This window comes from Microbacterium sp. LWS13-1.2, from assembly GCF_040144835.1.
Classification (GTDB): Bacteria; Actinomycetota; Actinomycetes; order Actinomycetales; family Microbacteriaceae; genus Microbacterium.
This window is the reverse complement of sequence record NZ_CP151632.1, coordinates 1,877,234-1,895,049: the sequence shown is the minus strand read 5'-3', so window position 1 is coordinate 1,895,049 and position 17,816 is coordinate 1,877,234. Positions and strand designations below refer to the sequence as shown.

19 protein-coding genes and 1 pseudogene are annotated in these 17,816 nt (G+C 70.5%); 10 read left to right on the top strand and 10 right to left on the bottom strand.

Annotated elements, in window-relative coordinates; genetic code table 11:
* Positions 1–6: 6 nt before the first annotated feature.
* From MRBLWS13_RS09080 to MRBLWS13_RS09065, 4 genes and pseudogenes are all read left to right on the top strand, one after another.
* Positions 7–1,746, top strand: coding sequence for a hypothetical protein (locus tag MRBLWS13_RS09080; protein ID WP_349428715.1), 1,740 nt, complete (start codon positions 7–9; stop codon positions 1,744–1,746).
* Positions 1,747–1,883: 137 nt separating this feature from the next.
* Positions 1,884–2,562 (top strand): annotated as a pseudogene (locus tag MRBLWS13_RS09075) (response regulator transcription factor).
* Complete coding sequence (locus tag MRBLWS13_RS09070; RefSeq protein ID WP_349428714.1) at positions 2,555–3,859, top strand: ATP-binding protein; 1,305 nt, start codon at positions 2,555–2,557, stop codon at positions 3,857–3,859. Before MRBLWS13_RS09075 ends, MRBLWS13_RS09070 begins: the two are co-directional and overlap by 8 nt.
* A 56-nt stretch (positions 3,860–3,915) precedes the next feature.
* The gene (locus MRBLWS13_RS09065) at positions 3,916–4,716 is read left to right on the top strand and encodes a hypothetical protein (protein ID WP_349428713.1); all 801 of its coding nucleotides are present in this window, start codon (positions 3,916–3,918) and stop codon (positions 4,714–4,716) included.
* 66 nt (positions 4,717–4,782) lie between these two features.
* On the opposite strand, the gene MRBLWS13_RS09060 is transcribed toward MRBLWS13_RS09065, so the two are convergent.
* From MRBLWS13_RS09060 to MRBLWS13_RS09045, 4 genes are all read right to left on the bottom strand, one after another.
* The gene (locus MRBLWS13_RS09060; RefSeq protein ID WP_349428712.1) at positions 4,783–5,403 is read right to left on the bottom strand and encodes a DUF1349 domain-containing protein; all 621 of its coding nucleotides are present in this window, start codon (positions 5,401–5,403) and stop codon (positions 4,783–4,785) included.
* Between the two features lie 59 nt (positions 5,404–5,462).
* Positions 5,463–5,924, bottom strand: a complete 462-nt coding sequence (locus MRBLWS13_RS09055; RefSeq protein ID WP_349428711.1) for a GNAT family N-acetyltransferase — start codon at positions 5,922–5,924, stop codon at positions 5,463–5,465.
* Between the two features lie 121 nt (positions 5,925–6,045).
* On the bottom strand, positions 6,046–6,876 hold the full coding sequence (locus tag MRBLWS13_RS09050; RefSeq protein ID WP_349428710.1) for an ABC transporter permease subunit: 831 nt from the start codon (positions 6,874–6,876) through the stop codon (positions 6,046–6,048).
* Positions 6,873–7,796, bottom strand: a complete 924-nt coding sequence (locus MRBLWS13_RS09045) for an ABC transporter ATP-binding protein (protein ID WP_349428709.1) — start codon at positions 7,794–7,796, stop codon at positions 6,873–6,875. The genes MRBLWS13_RS09050 and MRBLWS13_RS09045 overlap by 4 nt, the downstream gene beginning before the upstream one ends.
* A gap of 353 nt (positions 7,797–8,149) precedes the next feature.
* Between MRBLWS13_RS09045 and MRBLWS13_RS09040 the strand changes: the two genes are divergently transcribed.
* From MRBLWS13_RS09040 to MRBLWS13_RS09030, 3 genes are read left to right on the top strand one after another with little or no spacing between them, the layout of a single operon-like run.
* On the top strand, positions 8,150–8,431 hold the full coding sequence (locus MRBLWS13_RS09040; RefSeq protein ID WP_349428708.1) for an ArsR family transcriptional regulator: 282 nt from the start codon (positions 8,150–8,152) through the stop codon (positions 8,429–8,431).
* The gene (locus MRBLWS13_RS09035) at positions 8,428–9,087 is read left to right on the top strand and encodes a dihydrofolate reductase family protein (protein WP_349428707.1); all 660 of its coding nucleotides are present in this window, start codon (positions 8,428–8,430) and stop codon (positions 9,085–9,087) included. The genes MRBLWS13_RS09040 and MRBLWS13_RS09035 overlap by 4 nt, the downstream gene beginning before the upstream one ends.
* A complete protein-coding gene (locus MRBLWS13_RS09030) occupies positions 9,084–9,545 on the top strand; it encodes an SRPBCC domain-containing protein (protein WP_349428705.1) in 462 nt (153 codons plus the stop codon). The genes MRBLWS13_RS09035 and MRBLWS13_RS09030 overlap by 4 nt, the downstream gene beginning before the upstream one ends.
* A 22-nt stretch (positions 9,546–9,567) precedes the next feature.
* Here the strand turns inward: MRBLWS13_RS09030 and MRBLWS13_RS09025 are convergent, their stop codons facing one another.
* The 5 genes from MRBLWS13_RS09025 to MRBLWS13_RS09005 form a co-directional block, all read right to left on the bottom strand.
* The gene (locus MRBLWS13_RS09025; RefSeq protein ID WP_349428702.1) at positions 9,568–10,455 is read right to left on the bottom strand and encodes a zinc-ribbon domain-containing protein; all 888 of its coding nucleotides are present in this window, start codon (positions 10,453–10,455) and stop codon (positions 9,568–9,570) included.
* Between the two features lie 63 nt (positions 10,456–10,518).
* Entirely contained in the window at positions 10,519–11,715 is a 1,197-nt protein-coding gene (dinB, locus tag MRBLWS13_RS09020) for a DNA polymerase IV (protein ID WP_349428701.1), read from the bottom strand.
* A gap of 338 nt (positions 11,716–12,053) precedes the next feature.
* Positions 12,054–13,346, bottom strand: a complete 1,293-nt coding sequence (locus tag MRBLWS13_RS09015; RefSeq protein ID WP_349428700.1) for a cytochrome P450 — start codon at positions 13,344–13,346, stop codon at positions 12,054–12,056.
* A gap of 13 nt (positions 13,347–13,359) precedes the next feature.
* Entirely contained in the window at positions 13,360–13,665 is a 306-nt protein-coding gene (locus MRBLWS13_RS09010; protein ID WP_349428699.1) for a hypothetical protein, read from the bottom strand.
* Between the two features lie 163 nt (positions 13,666–13,828).
* Positions 13,829–14,002, bottom strand: coding sequence for a hypothetical protein (locus MRBLWS13_RS09005; protein WP_308868560.1), 174 nt, complete (start codon positions 14,000–14,002; stop codon positions 13,829–13,831).
* Between the two features lie 215 nt (positions 14,003–14,217).
* On the opposite strand from MRBLWS13_RS09005, the gene MRBLWS13_RS09000 reads away from it, so the two are divergent.
* Positions 14,218–15,813: an L-serine ammonia-lyase, iron-sulfur-dependent, subunit alpha gene (locus MRBLWS13_RS09000; protein ID WP_349428698.1), complete on the top strand. Its 1,596-nt coding sequence runs from the start codon at positions 14,218–14,220 to the stop codon at positions 15,811–15,813.
* A gap of 202 nt (positions 15,814–16,015) precedes the next feature.
* Complete coding sequence (locus MRBLWS13_RS08995; protein ID WP_349428697.1) at positions 16,016–16,471, top strand: Hsp20/alpha crystallin family protein; 456 nt, start codon at positions 16,016–16,018, stop codon at positions 16,469–16,471.
* Between the two features lie 59 nt (positions 16,472–16,530).
* On the opposite strand, the gene MRBLWS13_RS08990 is transcribed toward MRBLWS13_RS08995, so the two are convergent.
* The gene (locus MRBLWS13_RS08990) at positions 16,531–17,115 is read right to left on the bottom strand and encodes a thymidine kinase (protein ID WP_349428696.1); all 585 of its coding nucleotides are present in this window, start codon (positions 17,113–17,115) and stop codon (positions 16,531–16,533) included.
* Between the two features lie 71 nt (positions 17,116–17,186).
* Here MRBLWS13_RS08990 and MRBLWS13_RS08985 point away from each other — a divergent pair, with 71 nt between their 5' ends.
* Positions 17,187–17,798, top strand: a complete 612-nt coding sequence (locus tag MRBLWS13_RS08985) for a TetR family transcriptional regulator (RefSeq protein WP_349428695.1) — start codon at positions 17,187–17,189, stop codon at positions 17,796–17,798.
* Positions 17,799–17,816: the final 18 nt, after the last annotated feature.

The following is a 17,816-nucleotide window of genomic DNA, read 5'->3' as shown; positions in this document are numbered from 1 at the left end:
TGTGACATGGCGAGTGTGTTCCGGCCCGCGACGGCCATCAGTGCGGTGACGGGCATCGTGCCCTTCGCGACCCGGATCGAGCCGAACCCGGTCAGCGGTGACCCCGAGGTCGGCCTCATGGCTCAGGTCTGGGATCCACTGTGGATGCTGGGCCGGCAATGGCAGTTCGGCGAGTTCGCCGGCGAAGACACCGGGACCCCGCTCGCGGTGACCGTCTCGGCCGAGTTCGATCCGATCACAGCCTGGCACCCGGGACCGCTTCCCGAAGAGGGGGATTCCCGCGACTGGCAGGCGTGGCGCGCCGGCGACCTGCTCGAGCCGCACGTCGAGGCCGAGGCATCCGATCCTCCACCCGACGGCTCGGGGCACACGCGGTTCGCGGCGGTTGCGGCGTGGGCGCTGCAGGACGTTCTCGCCGAGCTCGGCGAGGCCACCACAATCGCGAGGATCGTGCAGCGGTTCCCCGTGACGGCCCTCGGCGACGACGCGAGCGACTGGGCGCAGACGCAGCGCATGCTCGTGGGTCGCACCTTCGATGCCCAAGCGTTCGCCACCGCGATCGCGCGGAGTCATCCGGCCTGGCTCACCGCCGCTCTCAGGCGCGAAGGCCGCGAGGCCGCGCGCGCCGCGATCGAGGAGTGGCGCGCGTGGTTCGCCGAAGAGAGTGGAGCCGAAGCCGCCCCGTCCAGTTGGGTGGGCCGACGCCTGGAGTACGGGTTCAGCGTGGCGACGACGGCGCAAGTGCTCAGCGCCCCCGAGTACGGCGGCGGCACTGTGGGCTGGTCGAGCTTCGATCTGCTCCCACGAGAGAACGCACCGGATGCCGCGGGCCACGCGCCCGAGCCGATCACCCGCAACGTGCTCGCGTCACGCCTCGAGTTCCCGGGATCGCCCGTCTCGAGATTCTGGGAGTTCGAGGATGCGGCGGTGTCGCTCGGCGCCGTCTACGCCGACCCGGACGAGCTCGCTCGCGTGCTCGTCGTCGAAGCCGCGATCGTCACTGGCGACGACTGGCTCGTGCTGCCCGTCGACACGCCGCCCGGCGGTGTGCTGCGCGTGCACGGTGTGCGGTGGGTCGACACCTTCGGATCTCTGTGGGAACTCACCGAGCAGCCGACCCCGGTGCCCGCCGGCGCCGCCGCCGCGCCGTGGCGGATGTTCACGACGACGGAGGCCGCCCCCGAACCTGGCGCGCCCCGCGGCGAGCTCGAAGGGCTGTTCGTGCCGCCCGCGGCCGCGGCGGTGTTCGAGGGTCCGCCGATCGAGGACGTGCGCTTCCTGCGCGACGAGACCGCGAACCTCGTTTGGGCCATCGAGCAGACCGTGCCGGCGGTGTCGGGCGATCCCGCCCCCGTGAAGGCGGGGGCGATGCCGCCTCCGCGCCCGATCAACCCCGGCGACGCGCCGGCCGAGAAGGTGCTGGGATACGAGCTGCAGACCTTCGTGCCCGACAACTGGCACCCCTACGTCGCCCAGGTCAGCGAGGACGGCGTCCTGTTGCGCCGGGCCCGCATGGCGGACGCCGTGGATGGTGCGGCGAAGGGCCGGCTCCTCGCCGAGGACGCGCAGGAAGTGCTCATCGCGGCGGAGGTTCCGCGGCAGGGAGTCCGCGTCCAGCGGATCCCGCGTGCCGCGCGGAGGGCAGACGGCACCTGGAGCGTCTGGATCGGCCGCCTGGTCACTCCCGCCTTCGGCGAGGGTGAGAGCGGCCTGCAGTTCGACCGCACCAGGCGCCCGACGGGCTGACCGGCTCCTGAGCCATGATCGCGCCCTCGTCTCAGGCTGGCGCGGCTGATCGTCGATGACCGCTGGCCACCAGGGCGAGCGTCGAAGAGGGCGGCGCTTCAGGCAGGATTCAGCCGGCGGGGGCCAGACTGGGGCCGATGCGGATTCTCGTGGTGGATGATGAGGTGCGCCTCGCGGACGGCATCCGTCGCGGACTCGAGGCGGAGGGGTTCGGGGTGGACATCGCCCACAACGGCGTGGACGGACTGTGGCGTGCCCGAGAAACCGCGTACGACGCCATCGTGCTCGACCTGATGATGCCGGGCATGAGCGGATGGCGGGTCTGCGAGGCGCTGCGGGCGGAGGAGAAACTGGACGCCGGTGCTCATGCTCACCGCAAAGGACGGCGAGTGGGACCAGATCGAGGCGCTCGAGACCGGCGCCGACGACTACGTGACCAAGCCCTTCTCGTTCGCCGTGCTCGTCGCCCGCCTGCGTGCGCTGATCCGCCGGGGCGGTGTCGAGCGGCCGACGGTGCTCGAGGCGGGCGATCTTCGGCTCGACCCCGGTGCCCGCACGGTGCGGCGCGGCGATACCGATGTCGAGCTCACGTCGCGGGAGTTCTCCGTGCTCGAGCACCTCATGCGTCACCGCGGGCAGGTGATCTCCAAGCGCGACCTCATCGCCGGCGTCTGGAACGACGACTTCGAGGGCGACCCGAACATCGTCGAGGTCTACGTCGGTCACCTGCGGCGCAAGGTCGACCGGCCGTTCGGCCGAGCAGCGATCGAGACCATCCGCGGCGCGGGCTACCGTCTGGCGGCCGACGGTGGCTGAGCGGCGTCGCCGTTCGCTGCGGACCCGCATCACCGCGGCCTCAACGCTGGTCGTCGCCGCCGCGCTGGTGGGAGGGGCGCTGGCGTTCTACGGCATCCTGTCCGTCAGCATCCGTGAGGCCACCGTGCGTGCTGCCGAGACGCGCGCCGAGCAGCTCGCGGCCCGGATCGACGCCGAAGGGCCGGCCGTGGTGACCGGGTTGGACGACGACATCGCGCAGGTGCTCGACGAGGGCGGGCGTGTCGTCGCCACGTCGGAGGAAGCCGACAGCGGCGACCTGCCCGACATCGACGGAGCCCCCGCGATCACGTACGACGACGAACCGATGGTCGTCGTGCGGGAAGACCTCGACGATGGCGGCGCGCTGCTCCTGGCCGTGTCTGTGGAGGACGATCAGAGCACCCTCGCCACGGTCGCGGTGCTGCTCGCCGTCGCCGTCGCCGGGGTCGTCGCGCTGGTCGCCGCGATCACGTGGTGGGTGGTCGGGCGTACTCTCCGCCCGGTGGAGCGCATCCGCGCAGAGGTCGATGACATCTCCGCCGATCGCCTCGACCGGCGCGTCGCCGTGCCGGCATCGGGCGACGAGATCGCCGCGCTCGCCTGCACGATGAATCGAATGCTGGATCGGTTGGATGCCGCAGCCGCTGCGCAGCGACAGTTCGTATCGGATGCCTCGCACGAGCTGCGATCCCCGCTCGCGACGATCCGCCAGCACGCAGAGCTGGCGCAGCTGCACCCGGAAGCGACATCGATCGACGATCTTGCCGGGGTGGTCCACGACGAAGGGCTGCGGATGCAGGAACTCGTCGACGCGCTCCTGCTGCTGACGCGGCTCGACGAGAGTCCCGTGATCCAACACGAGGCCGTCGACCTCGACGACCTCGCCTTCGCGGAGATCACACGGCTCCGCGCCGGGGGTGCGGTGGTCGATGGGTCCGGCATCCATGCCGCACGGGTGCGCGGTGACGTCCGCTTGCTGGGCCGGCTCGTGCGCAATCTCGCCGACAACGCGGCGCGGCACGCACGGTCGGCTGTCGCGATCGGGGTGCTCGAGCGTGACGGGCAGGTGCTGCTGACAGTCGATGACGACGGCCCGGGCGTTCCGGCGGCGGAGCGCGAGCGCATCTTCGAGCGCTTCGTGCGCCTCGACGAGGCACGTGCACGCGACGCCGGAGGCAGTGGGCTGGGCCTTGCGATCGTCCGTGCGATCGCGGAGGCCGAGGGCGGCAGCGTGGCCGTCGAGGACTCTCAGCTCGGCGGCGCGCGGTTCTCGGTCGTGCTTCCCGCGGCATCCTGAACATGGCTTCAGGATGCTTCAGGCCTGCTTCAGCGACCGGTCGGCACCATCGGAGCATGGATGACAAGAACAGCACCCCCGAGACTTCCCCCGCCCGCCCCGCCGACGCCGAGCAGACCGAGGTGGTCGCCGCGACTCCCGCCCCCGCCCCGGGCGGGCGAGCCGACGCGGGCATGCCCGCGGCCGCTCCCGCCCCGAAGCGCCGCCGTACCCGCGGCCTGCTGATCGCCGGAGGCGCAGTGCTCGCGGCGGCCGTCCTCGCCGGGGGCGGCATCGCGGTCGGCGCGGCGATCGCGGACGAGGTCGACGAAGACGACACCACGTCGTCGGTGTCGGGCGAGCGGGATGAGGACTCCCGTGACGACGACTCGCGCGACGACAGCACCGGCGACGACAGCACCGGCGACGACAGCGCCGGCGGCGACCTGTCGACTCTTGGCACCTCCTCCGCCGACGACCTGGTCGCGATGATCGACGCGGCATCGGCCGCCGGCGAGGGCGAACCGGTGTCGATCGATCTGAAGCGGGATGGCGGCGCCGAGGTGACGCTCGAGGCCGAAGGCGGCGCCGAGACCGAGGTGCGGGTCGACGCATCGGGCGCGGCATCCGTCACGTCCACCGAGTCCGCCGACTCCGACGACACCGCGCCCCAGAACATCCTCGACGCCGACGCGATCGCGGCGATCGTGGATGCGGCGCTCGCCGAGGCCGACGGGCGCGTCGTCGAGATCGAGGCCGACGACGACAGCACCTCACCGTGGGACGTCACGGTTCTGACCGCCGCCGGCGAGTTCGTCGAGATCGACCTCGACGCCGAGTTCGCGGTGATCGCCGCCGGGGTCGAGAGCGACGACTGAGGCCGGCGCGAGGAACGGCGGCCACCTGACCACATCGGTCGGGCGGCCGCCGTTCGTCGTTCCGAGTCAGCTGCCGTCGCGCAGGTCGCCGAGGGTCGTCTGCGCGAAGCTCACTCGGTCGAACCACACGGCGCATCCGTCACCCGTCGGGCTCTGACCCTCGAACCCGAGCCGCACGTCGCCAATGTCGTCTCCGAGCGCGAATGCGCGGACGAAGTGCCACCAGTCGCCGTCGGTGGAGGCGTGCAGCGCGAATACCCGCCCGATCCGCGAGACGCGGAGCCAGACCGCGTCGCCGTCGACGGTGAACGAGTTGGCGTCATCCGACACCCCGCGAGTGACGACCGACACCACCATCGCCTGTCCGGCCGGCGACCGCTCGAAGCACAGCTTCGCCCAGTGCCGCTCATCGGCCCAGACGAGGAGGACGGCAGCGTCGAACATCGCCCGGAAGTCCGCGCCCACGCGGGCCGAGAAGACGAAATCGCCCGCTCCGGGAGCGCCGAGCAGCGTGACCGCGTTGAGCATCGTCTCGGCCGCGGTCCCGCTCTTGCCGCTCGGATCGACGAAGAGATCACTGTGCGCAGGGGCGAGCACCTCCACCCGGTCGGGGGCGACGGTCCACTCCGAGCCCTCCGAGGGGGTCAGCTCGAACGGGACGCCGGGAACGGCGAGGGATATCGACATCGAAGTGCTCCTGTGGTGGGGTGGGGAACGGTCTGGTGACGGAAACGACCGCCTGGCCGTCATCCGATCATGAACACCTGAGTCGAACCTTCTCGAAATCCGAGCCCGGCGTAGAAACCGAACGCGGGCATCTCGCGGTCGGTGATCAGTGTGAGAGCCGCCGCACCTTCCGCAGCCGCTCGATCGCGGACGGCCGCCATGAGCGCGCGGCCGATTCCCTGGCGCTGCGACGCGGGGAAGATGAAGAACTCATCGATGAAGATCTCGGACGTGTCCTGCCACGTGCGGCCATGAAAGTACACGGCGCCGACCACGCGGTCCGCCGCGACGGCGACGAGGGTGGTTGAGCGCGGCACGGCTCGGAACTCCCCGAGGTACTGGGCGGCGGACTCGACAGTCCATGAGTCGTTCCATGGCTCGCCGTTGTACGTCGCGACGAAACCCTCCAATACCGAGATGTCATCGGTGGGTCTCCACGGTCGTACCGTGACGCTCGACGCCGTGTCCATGTCGCTCCGCATCTATCGATTCTCCGGTGGTGATCTCGACGCGTCGACCATACCCGTGAAGCCCTCCCAAGCCCTCACCCTGGTCATCGCGGCGACGTGGCGGGTGATGCGACTCGACCGATGGCGCCGCCCGTCAGCCGAGGACGTCTCGCCGCGCGAGTCCCACCGTGGCGAGCGTGATCAGCACCGCCGTGCCGCCCCAGAGGAGCGCCAGCCCGGTCCAATCCATGCCGTTGGCGAGCGGTGCCTCACCGAACGCCCAGTCGAACGGCGAGAGCGCCCGCAGCCAGTCGAGATCCTCGCTGTTGTTCGCGATCGCCTGCAGCACGTACCCCCCGACGGCGATCGCGGATCCGACCCCGACTCCCCAGATGCGACGCCCGGTGAGTGCCCCGCCGGCGAGCGCAGCTGTGGCCGACAACATGCCGACACCGACCAGCGCCTTGGTCACCGCGAGCAGGTTGACGGGGTCCAGCTCGAGCTCTGCGGGACCGTTCACCGCTCCCACGGCGAGCAGGGCCACGAGCCCGAGCGCGAGCAGCTTCACGGTCAGGGCAGCAGCGCTTTCGAGCGCATACTGCACGCGCCCGGCGCCGTGCGCCAACGTCAGCTCGAGTCGTCCCGACTCCTCCGCACCGGCGATGAACGAAGCGCCCCAGCCGATCCCGGCGATCGTCACCAGCACGAAGCCGATCAAGCCGAAGAACGTCGCCTGGGTGTAGCCCGCCCCCGAGGTGATGTTCTCGTACCCGAGCGTGCGAACCAGTTCCGGCGGCAGTGTTTCAATCAGCCCCGACAGTTCCGGTGACTGCATCGTCGGGAACAGCGGCAGGTAGACGAGTGCGACAGCGACCAGTCCCACCGCCCAGCCCAGCAGCCCGCGCCACCCTTCGGCAAGCCAACCCCGGAACACCGGCAGCGGCGCCCGCATCGAACGGCCGCGTGACACCGCGACGGCAGTCATGATGCCGCCTGCGTCTGGGCATACAGATCGAGCACGGACTCCTCCAGATCGGGTTCCTCGACGGTGAGGTCGCGGATCGTCGCTCTCGCGAGAGCGCGGATGACCGGATCGATCTCGCCACGTGCGGTTGCGGACACCCGTACCAGGTCGCCCGGTGCCACCGTGACGTCCACGTCATCGAGGTCAGGCACCGCCATCAGAAGAAGCTGCACGGACTCGACGGTCGTCCCGGTGAGCGTGGCCCGGATGCGGCGGACGCCGGCGAGCCGCAGTTCCGCCACCGCGCCCTCTGCGACGACCCGGCCGCCGGCGAGGACGACGACGTCGTCGGCTGCCTGCTGGACCTCGCTGAGCACATGCGAGCTCAGCAGCACGGTCTGCCCCGCGTGCCGCGCTTCACGGAGCATCGCGAGAAACTCCCGCTGCACCAGCGGATCGAGTCCACTCGTCGGCTCGTCCAGGACCAGCAGCTCCGGTTCATGCATGAATGCCTGCACCAGACCGAGCTTCTGCCTGTTGCCCTTCGAGAGCGTCCGGACGGGACGCGTGAGGTCCAGGTCCAGTCGCTCCGCCAGAAGCTCGATCGATCCGGGCGGAACGGGGCCGCTGATCTCGGCGAGCTGCTTCAGGAGCGCGCCCCCCTTCACCCGACCCTCCAGACGGAGCTCCCCGGGGATGTAGCCGATCCGTCGGCGGAGCTTCGCCCCCGCCGCTCGAGGATTCTCGCCGAGTACGCTGATCTCGCCGCCGGTCGGTCGGATGATGTCGAGCAGCAGACGCAGGGTCGTCGTCTTGCCGGCCCCGTTGGGGCCGATGAGCCCGAACACGCTGCCCGACTCGACCCGCAGATCGAGTCCGTGCAGCGCGGTGTGCGAGCCGTAGCGCTTCGTGAGCGCACGAGTCTGAATCGCGAAAGGCATGGCGGGGTTCCTCTCATATCGAGGTCGTGCGCGGGTCGACGATCGGCCGAGATGCCTGAGTGTCGGATGCCTGCACGGTCTGGCCTTTCGTCGGCAACGTCGATGTTGCGCCGACCAGGCTTCCCGGCTCTCCACGACCGACTCTAGCCCTCGGCCTTCACCGTCGGGGGCACTTCGATGCCGACCTCGGCGATCGTCGAGCGCCCCGAGAACGGAGGCGGTTCACCCACGAGGAGATGTCTGAGAGAGCCGGTTGACGCGCTGTGGTGGCATGCGCAATAGTTAGGCATATGCCTAACTATTCCGTGGAGCTGGACGCGGTGCTCCGTGCTCTCGCGGATCCGACTCGGCGGATGGTCGTCGAGCGGCTCGCGAAGTCCCCGGCGATCGTGTCCGACCTCCTGGGGCTGGTCTCGATGACGCTGCCGTCGCTGCTTCAGCACCTGCGCATCCTCGAGGACGCGCGAATCGTCACGTCGAACAAACAGGGACGCGTCCGCACGGTGAGCCTGCGACCCGGCGCGCTCGACGTCCTGCACGTCTGGCTGGGCGAGCAGCGCACACCCGCCGAGCGGCAGGCAGACCGCCTCGGCATCCATTTGACCCGCATCACTGACAAGGAGACCTCGCAATGACCCGAGTTCGCATCGACCTGTTCTCGTCGCTCGACGGGTATACCGCGGCGCCCGATCCTCTGGCCGACAACCCCATGGGTGAGGACTGGGGACCCCTCACGGCGGCATACGCGGCCACCCGCACCTTCCGGCAGAGGGTCTTCGGCGACACGAGCGGCGCGGGCACGACCGGCGTAGACGAGTCGTACGCCGCAGCGTTCTTCACCGGCGTCGGCGCCGAGATCATGGGCGCAGCCATGTTCGGTCTGCACGCGAATCCCGACGACCCGTACTGGAAGGGGTGGTGGGGCGAAGAGCCGCCGTTCGGCTGCCCGGTCTACGTGCTCACGCACTCCGCACCCCGCCCGTCGATCGCGATGGGCAACGGCACGACCTTCCACTTCCGAACCGGCGCGATCGAGGACGTGCTCGCGGAGGCCACCGCCGCCGCCGGCGGGCTCGACGTCCGGGTCGGCGGCGGCGTGGGCACCGCGCAGGAATTCTTGCGGGCCGGTCTCGTCGACGATCTGCACGTAGGGATCGCACCGATCGTGCTCTCCCAGGGCAACCGCGTGTGGGATGACCTTCGCGGCCTCGAGCACACACACCGCGTGACCACGGAGGTCGCCGAAAGCGGCACCATCCACGTCACCTTCACCCGAGAGGAGCAGCGATGACGGTCGAGCGCCGACTCGCCCACGCCGGGTTCACGCTCACCCGCGACTATCCCGTGCCCGTCGAGGACGTGTGGCAGGCGTTCGCCGACGAGACGCAGAAGCGCAGCTGGTTCGGCGACAGCGATGCTTTCGACTCGCGCGAGTGGGCATTCGACTTCCGTGTCGGCGGGCGTGACGTCGACGAGGCGCAGTTCCACGGTGGACCGCTGTCACGGTACGAGGCCGTCTACACCGACATCGTCGAGCACGTGCGCATCGTCACGACCTATGACATGTGGCTCGACGGCATCCACATGTCCACGTCGGTGGCATCCCTCGAGTTCGAGCGGATCCCCGAGGGAACACGCTTCACGCATGCCGAGCACGGCATCTTCTTCGACCGGTTCTGGGCAGACGGGGTCAACCGCGAAGAAGGAACGCGAGGCATCCTCGAAGCTCTGGCCCGCCACCTCGGATAGACGCTGTCGCCGACGGTTCGCGTCAGGCGAGGTACGGGTCGACGAGCAGTGGTCCGCGGATGTCTCGGAGAGTGTCGATGAGGCGCTCGAGGCCCTTCGTGTTCCAGGCCGACATCTGCAGGTCGAACGGGCCCAGCGGCTCGAGCTTGCCGGTGCGGATGCGGACGACCTCCCACCGCACAGAGCGCAGCGCGCGGTCTTTGCGCAGGTCTGCGTCCTCGCGCTTGCCGACGTGTTCGAGACCGTGCCGGCCGGTGCTGTCGTACTCGATGGCGACGCGCAGCTCGGGAAGCAGGATGTCGGGCCACACCTCCACGTGGTCGAAGAACGGGCGCGCGACGCGCACGGCGTTCGAGCCGGGTGTGACCGACAGGCGGGCGAACAGGCCGGCGCGCAGCTGCGCCTCGACCGCGGATGCCGGCTTCGGCGCGCATTCCGAGCGGAAGGGCTCGCCGACGGGCAGGTCAGGCGTCTTCGCGCACACCTGCAGCCTGTGTCTCGGCGTGCGCGGCCGCAGAACCGCGCGACCGGTGGGATTCGCGACGGCGGCCGGGACCGGGGAGTCGGGAGGAGTCACCACGTCGCGCATCGGCAGTGCGTGGGCGGGCCGGGCGAGGTCGGCGCAGTCGGGGCACCAGGCGGAGCGCCGGCGTTCACGTCCGGGTCGGTTGCGCTGCTCGTCGGGAGTGGCCGCGAACTTGTGGCCGGCCTCGCACTGCCACAGCAGCAGCACGTCCGCCGCGGGCGGGACCTGGCTCAAGACGATGCCGGCGTTGAGCTCGGGATGGTACTGGCGGATGAGCGCGGGGAACGGCGCCCAGGCCTCGCGGTAGCTCCCCACCGGGTAGGGGACTTCCGACCCCTTTGAGAACTGGCGGCGGGCCCACCACAGTTCGACACGCTCCGCCATGGGAGCAGGGTAAGCAGGGCCGGCGACATCCCTGCCGTGCGCGCTCGGACGCGGTTCTCGCGGTCACTCGTGTTCCGGCAGCAGCGGCGTCGACCAGCCCGGATCGCGACCGAGTTGCGCGGCGCGTGCCACCGACGCCGCGCCGAAGCGGTCGCGAACCGCATCGAGCACCCCGTCGAGGCGAGACCCGTCGTCCCAGTCGATGGGCAGTTCCGGCGGGACGCTGTCGGCGCGGCCCAGCTGCGACAGTGACACCCCGATGAGGGTGATGCCGCGCTGCTCGATCTCGGGCTGTGCGGCGGCGAGCAGCCCCCGCGCGACCTCGAGCAGCAGGGCGGTGCGGTCGGTCGCGAAGCGGAACGTGCGGGATCTGGTGGCCTTCGCGTAGTCGCCGTAGCGCAGGCGCAGCACGACCGTGCGGCACACCCGGTCCCGCTCGCGCAGGCGGCGGGCGAGCCGGTCGACGATCTGCGTCAAGAAGAGGTCGAGCTCTTCCGCCGAGCGCGGGTGGTTGCCGAGCGCACGCTGAGAGCCGATCGACCCGCGGCGCCGCGTGGTGTCGACAGGGCGCGGGTCGCGCAGGCGAGCGAGCGCGTGGAGGTGTGCACCGGCAGCCCTGCCCAGCAGCCTCTCGGCGGTGGCGGCTTCGAGTTCGGCCAGCTGCCCGACGGTATGGATGCCGAGCCGGTGCAGCTTCTCCGCGGTCACGGCCCCGACACCCCACAGCCGTTCGACCGGCAGCGGGAGCAGGAACGCCTCCTCGTGATCGGGCTCGACGACGAGCAGGCCGTCGGGCTTGCTGACCGCGCTGGCGACCTTGGCGAGGAACTTCGTCCGCGCGACCCCGACCGAGATGGCGAGTCCGACCTCCGTGCGAACCCGCTCACGCAGGCGCACGGCGACCTGCTCGGGCGTGCCCGCGATGCGCCGCAGACCGCCGACCTCGAGGAAGGCTTCGTCGATCGAGAGCCCCTCCACGAGCGGTGTCGTATCGCGGAAGATCGCGAACACCTCACGGCTGGCCGTGGAGTATGCGTCCATCCGTGGGGGGACGACCACCGCATCCGGGCAGAGTTCGCGGGCCTGCCGGCCGCCCATCGCAGTGCGCACGCCACGGGCCTTCGCCTCGTAACTCGCCGCCAGCACCACGCCACCGCCGACGATGACGGGTCGTCCGCGCAGTGCGGGCGCGTCGCGCTGCTCGACCGAGGCGTAGAAGGCGTCGAGGTCGGCGTGCAGCACGGTCGCCTCGCCCCGCATCCCGCCCTCCCGCCGATCATCCCCATGCGGATCATCGCACCTACCGGGGACACCACACCTCGGGCGCCAGGTCAAGCCCCAAGACGCCGTGGCACCCCACGGGATATCCCTGTTCCACAGACAAACCCCCACTGCTTGAGGTGAGCAGCCATGATCACAATCGGATCAGCTCTCCGCTCCGTCGGAGACTCCCTGAGGAGGCTCTTCGACCGTCGGCGCCCGCGGCGGAGCACTTGGAAGGCGACGCTCGCCGACGTCCGCCGTGCCGAGGACCACCACTTCCCGGATACGTGAACTCTCGCCCGGCACTGCGTGAGCGCGGGATGCCTCATCCGTCGTCAGTGGATCGGGCAGCGTGACGGCGCCCCGCCCGCCCGCACGCGTGCTCCCGATCTCGGCATCGTCGGAAGCCGGCGGCGGTTCACGGAGAGCCCGGAGTCGAGGATTGTCAGCCGGGGATCGCTCAGCACGGCTATCGCGGCCGCGAGGCCGGCGATCGCGAGCTTCTCACCCGGGCAGCGGTGGCCGGTCGCAACTTCGGCGCCGCCGTGCGGGATGAAGGCTGTCAGCGCTTCGTAATCCTCGACGCCACGGAACCGCTCGGGGTCGAAGGCGGCGGGGTTCTCCCACGAACCGGCGTCCATGTCGGTGCCGAGGATGTCGAGCACCACCCGACCGCCGGCGGCGAGGTGCTGACCGTCGAGCTCGACGTCCTGCTTCGCCCATCCGGGCAGCATCGGCACGAAGGGCGCGGTGCGCCGGACCTCTTGAGCGAACATGATCGCGAGGGGACCGCCCACCAGCGCCGCCCGCTCCGCCGTCTCGGCGGCGATGCGAGCCCTCCACTCGGGCCGGTCGTGCAGTTCCTTGGCAGCGAAGGCGACGAAGCGCGCGACGGCGATCATCGGGCGCATCGAATTCTGCAGCTCCACCCCTGCGAGCTGTGCGGGCAGCAGCTCACCGGCGGGATCCGTGTGCCAGGCCCAGGAGTGGAGCGCCGTCCCGTCCGCCGCGGCGAGGTCGCCCGCGCGCACGGCCTCGATGAGGCGTCGCGCATGCCGGTCGGACCAGCGTCGGTTCACCGCAGCGGCGACGTAGGCAGGGGAGTAGGGCGCACCGAATCCGTCCACGATCTGCGCGAGACGCGCCGCCCAGCGGGTCTTCGCGGCGGGGGTGCCCGGCAGTCCGGCCCACACCATGATCGCCCGGCCCAGTGCACCGACTGCCGCATCGTAGGCGGTGCGCTCGCCGCCTTTGAGCCAGGCGTCGAGCTCGTGGCGCCATTCGCGCTCGAGCAGCGGCTGCAGGCGCTCGACCTCGGCATCCTCGTACGCCACGTCGACGAACGTCGCTTTGCGGTGGCGGTGCTCGTCGCCGTCGAGGCTGTGCACGGATCCGTGTCCGAACAGCGTGTTCTGCACGATCGCGGGCATCGCACCGTGCCGGGCGATGCGCGCCTGGTCGTAGAACACCGCCGCGCCCGCTGAGCCGCGCACGAGGAGCGCGTCGCGGCCCAGCAATCGCATCGGGGCGGACCGCCCACCGTCGCGGACCCGTCGCCAGATCCGCTCGCCGAAGTCATAGCCCTGGACGAGGACGGACAGCGAGTCGTCGGCGAGCGACGGCCTCATCGCGGCGGCCGCATCAGCAGCGCTCGGGCTTCACCGGCGGACGATGCGGGATCGGTATGGGCCGGGTGGTCCCAGAGCTCCGGCGACCGTGGCGGATCAGGTCGCGCAGCGCCGCGTCGGCGGTGCGGTAGTGGGTGGGCAGGCCGACCGGGTGCAGCCAGAGCACATCGACGCCGTCCCAGGCGGCCTCGCTGACGCAGGCGACGACACTTCTCGCGTCGGTCGTGGGGACGTGCGCGTCGCGGATGATCCACGTCGACTGATCCACGCGCTGCAGGTCGTACTGCCGCCCTGTCGGACGAACCTGTGGTTCGAGCATCACCATCGTTCGCTCACCTCTCCTGTCCGGTGTCGGACCACGGCGATGCGGATGTCGCTGTTCTCATTTCGGTGCCTCCAAGCTGATGCAGCGAGTCGATTCTGGTCGACAACAGGCCGGGTGTTCTCGGGGTTGACAAACCCCGCTCGGGACTGCGAGCCGGCTATTTCCGGGGGCCGCTGTCGATCCGCTGCGCCGCAATGGGCAGTGCCACCGCCAGCGAGATGCAGAGGACTCCGGCGACGAACACCAGCGCCGGCAGGAACGGGGCCGCGAAGGCCGAGCCGACCAGGTACATGCCGCCCAGGAGCAGGATGAGGTAAAGGACGAAGAGCATCGCGGACCCTCTCTCGAACCGCCTCCGTCGCGTGCGCGCGGGGCTGGTACCTGCCTATCGCAACGCCGCACGATTCACCAGAGGCAACGGTGCGCCGTCGGCGTCGCACGGCAGTCATCACACTGCATGCGCTGGCCACCCGAGTCGAGGCATCCTGCCTCTCGACTCGGTAACGGCGTGCAGTTCGCATCGACTGCGGCGTTAGCCTGGTGGCGATGAGCGCCTATGTCTCGGCGTTCGAGCTGTTCTCCATCGGCGTAGGACCCTCGAGCTCCCACACGGTCGGCCCGATGCGGGCCGCCCATGACTTCGTCGTCCGCCTGCGCGAGGCCGGCGTGCTGCCGCAGGTCGGCCGGGTGACCTGCACGCTGTACGGCTCGCTCGGTGCGACCGGCATCGGCCACGGGACACCCGACGCGGTCGTCGCCGGGCTGCGGGGACTCGAACCCGAGACGGTGGATCCGGATGCCGTGCGCTCGGCGTGGGGCGCCTGGCCCGACGGGCAGCCGCTCGTGCTCGCCGGCATCCGGGCCGTGCGCTTCGAACGCGGCGACGTCGTGTTCGCACCGCGCACGCGGCTGCCCGGTCACCCGAATGCCATGACGCTCGAAGCGTGGACCTCGGCCGACGACGGGCCGGCGCGCGCGGTGGCCGCGGCAGGCGTGCGCGAGACCGGATCGTCGTCGGTGACGGCTGTCGCTCCCGCCACGGATGCCGGACTCCTCGTCCGCGAGACCTACTACTCCGTCGGCGGCGGGTTCATCCGCCGTGAGGGCGATCCGCCGACGAGCGCCGAGCCCGGTGGCCCGGGCGCGTTCCCCCTGGACTTCGCGAGCGCGGAGGAGCTGCTGGCGCTGTGCGATGAGCGCGGCATCACGATCGCCGAGGCGGCACGCCTCAACGAGGAGGCCCGGCGACCCGACGAGGAGATCGCCGCGGGCCTGGATGCCATCTGGGATGCGATGGCCGCCTGCGTCGAGGCGGGCCTCGGAACCGGCGGCGTGCTGCCGGGGATGCTGGGTGTCAAGCGACGTGCGGCGTCGATCCGCGAGCAGCTCGAGGCTGCCGAGGCCGACGGCCGTCGTGAGCTGCCGGGGGAGTGGCTGGGCGCCTTCGCGCTCGCCGTCAACGAAGAGAACGCGGCGGGCGGAAGGGTCGTCACGGCGCCCACGAACGGCGCCGCCGGCATCGTGCCCGCGGTGGCGATGTACTGGTGGCGCTTCCTCGCCGATTCCGGGCTCGGCGTGGGCAACGCGGTCACCCCGTACGGCGAGCTCGTGGGCAGCGCCCTGCTCGGGTATCCCGGCCAGGCCCCTGGCTCTCCCGAGCCGGCGCAGTGGAGCGAGGAGCAGAGGGCTGAGGCGAACCGTCGCCGCGGCATCCGTCGGTTCCTCCTCACCGCCACCGCGCTGGGTTCGCTGTTCAAGGCCAACGCCTCGATCTCGGGTGCCGAGGGCGGCTGTCAGGCCGAGGTGGGATCGGCCTGCGCGATGGCGGCCGGTGGACTGACGGCCGTCATGGGTGGAACCAACCGGCAGATCGAGAACGCGGCCGAGATCGCGATGGAGCACCACCTCGGTCTGACGTGCGACCCTGTCGGCGGTCTCGTGCAGATACCCTGCATCGAGCGCAACGCCGTCGCCGCGTCGACGGCCGTGACGGCGGCGCGTCTCGCGCTGCGCGGTGACGGCTCGCACTACGTCTCGCTCGACGCCGTCGTCGAGACCATGCGGCAGACGGGCATCGACATGTCGCACAAATACAAGGAGACGAGCGAGGGCGGCCTCGCGGTCAACGTCATCGAGTGCTGACGAACTGTCTGGGCGTTTCGTCTCGCTTCGCTCGCTCAACGACCGGTCGTTGAGCGAGCTTGCGAGTCGAAACGCAGAGACGAAACGCGCCCGTGTTCGTTCACGGCGAACGCGGACCCATCTAGCACTCGCATGGTGAGAGTGCTAATCTGAACGTAGTTGAGCCAAGTGGGCTCAACTTCTGGACAGAGAGGAGATTCCCATGGCAACCTACGACCCGTTCCGTGACCTCGACCGTCTTGCGTCGAGTCTCTTCGAGACGCGCCGCGGTCCGCGCCGCATGCCGATGGACCTCTACCGCGACGGCGACCACTACGTCCTGACCGCCGACCTGCCGGGCATCGACCCGGGCTCGGTCGACATCGATGTCGACGGCCAGCTGCTGACGATCCGCGCCGAGCGCACGCTCACCAGCGGCGACGACGTCAAGTGGATCACCCGCGAGCGCGAGGCGGCGAGCTTCCTGCGCCAGCTCAACCTCGGCCAGGGCATCGACACCGAGCGCATCTCGGCCAGCTATGACAACGGCGTGCTGAGCGTGACGATCCCGGTGAGCGAGAAGGCCAAGCCGCGCAAGATCGAGGTGACGTCCGAGGGCGGCACGCCGACGATCCAGGCGCACGAGTCCAACGACGCGCCGCAGCCGATCGAGCAGTAGGCGCTCTGACAGTGGATGCCTCGTCCCGGCCGGGACGAGGCATCCGTTGTTCCCGGCGCCTACGTTCGCGCCGCGCCCGTGAAGTGGCGGCGGCATCGCGCCTGGTACGACTCGATGCCTCCCACCTGGTCGCTCGTCGGAGTGAGCGGATCGCCGGCGCCGCCGGCCGACAGCCGCTGATGGAACGCCGCGTCCTGACCGCACACCGCGCACACCGCTGTGAGCTTCAGGACGTCCTCTGCGATCGCCATGAGCGCCGGCAGCGGGTCGAACGGCCGGCCGTCGAAGGTGACGCAGAGGCCCGAGACGACGACGTCGACGCCTTCCGTCACCAGCGCATTCACGGCGTCGATGAGGTCCGGCCCGAAGAACTGCGCCTCGTCGATCGCGACCATGTCGAGCGCGCGGCCCTCGACCGAGGCGACGAGCGCTTCGACGTCGGGCACCGAGCGCGACGGCACGCTGAGCCCGGAGTGGGAGCTGACCTGCCCCTCGCCGCGACGATCGTCGAGGGCGTGGCTCACGACATCGACCGACAGGCCGGCGATGCGGGCGCGGCGGACGCGACGCATGAGCTCCTCGGACTTGCCGGCGAACATGGGACCTGCGACGACCTGCAGCCTCGCCTGAGTGCGCGTGTGCATGGCGCCCAGACTACGTCCGACCGGAATCGGATCACGTGGCCGCCAGTCGACTGCCGACGTAGGCTGACCCCGTGGTGGAGTACGCCGTGCCGGCGCCGAAGCGACGTCGCGGCCGCCCGCGCGCCGGGCAGTCCGATGCGCGCGAGCGGATCCTCGCCGCTGCCATGGACGAGTTCGGCGAACTCGGGTACGACGGCGCGACGATGCGCGGCATCGCCGGCAGGGCAGGCGTCGACTCGGCCCTCGTGCACCACTACTTCGGCACCAAGGCCGATCTCTTCGGCGAGACGGTGGGCGCGCCGATGCGGCCCGACCTCGCCATCCCCGAGATCCTCGCAGGGCCCCGCGACGAGGTGGGCGAGCGCATCGTGCGGTACCTGCTGGAGACCTGGGAGGACGCCGATGTGCGCCGTCGCGGCGTGGCCCTCCTGCGCACGACCATCGGAAACAAGCTCACGACGCCCCTCTTGGCGGGGTTCATCTCGCGCGAGCTGCTCTCGCGCATCGTCCGGGCGCTCGACGTCGAAGACGCCGAGCTGCGAGCGGCGCTCGTGGCCTCGCAGGTCGCGGGTCTGCTGATCGCCCGCTACGTCCTGCGACTGCCGGCGCTGGGAGAGGCATCCGTCGACGAACTGATCCGGCGCGTGGGGCCCACGGTACAGGGCTACCTCTACGGCTCGTGACGCCAGGGAGTCGCCGCC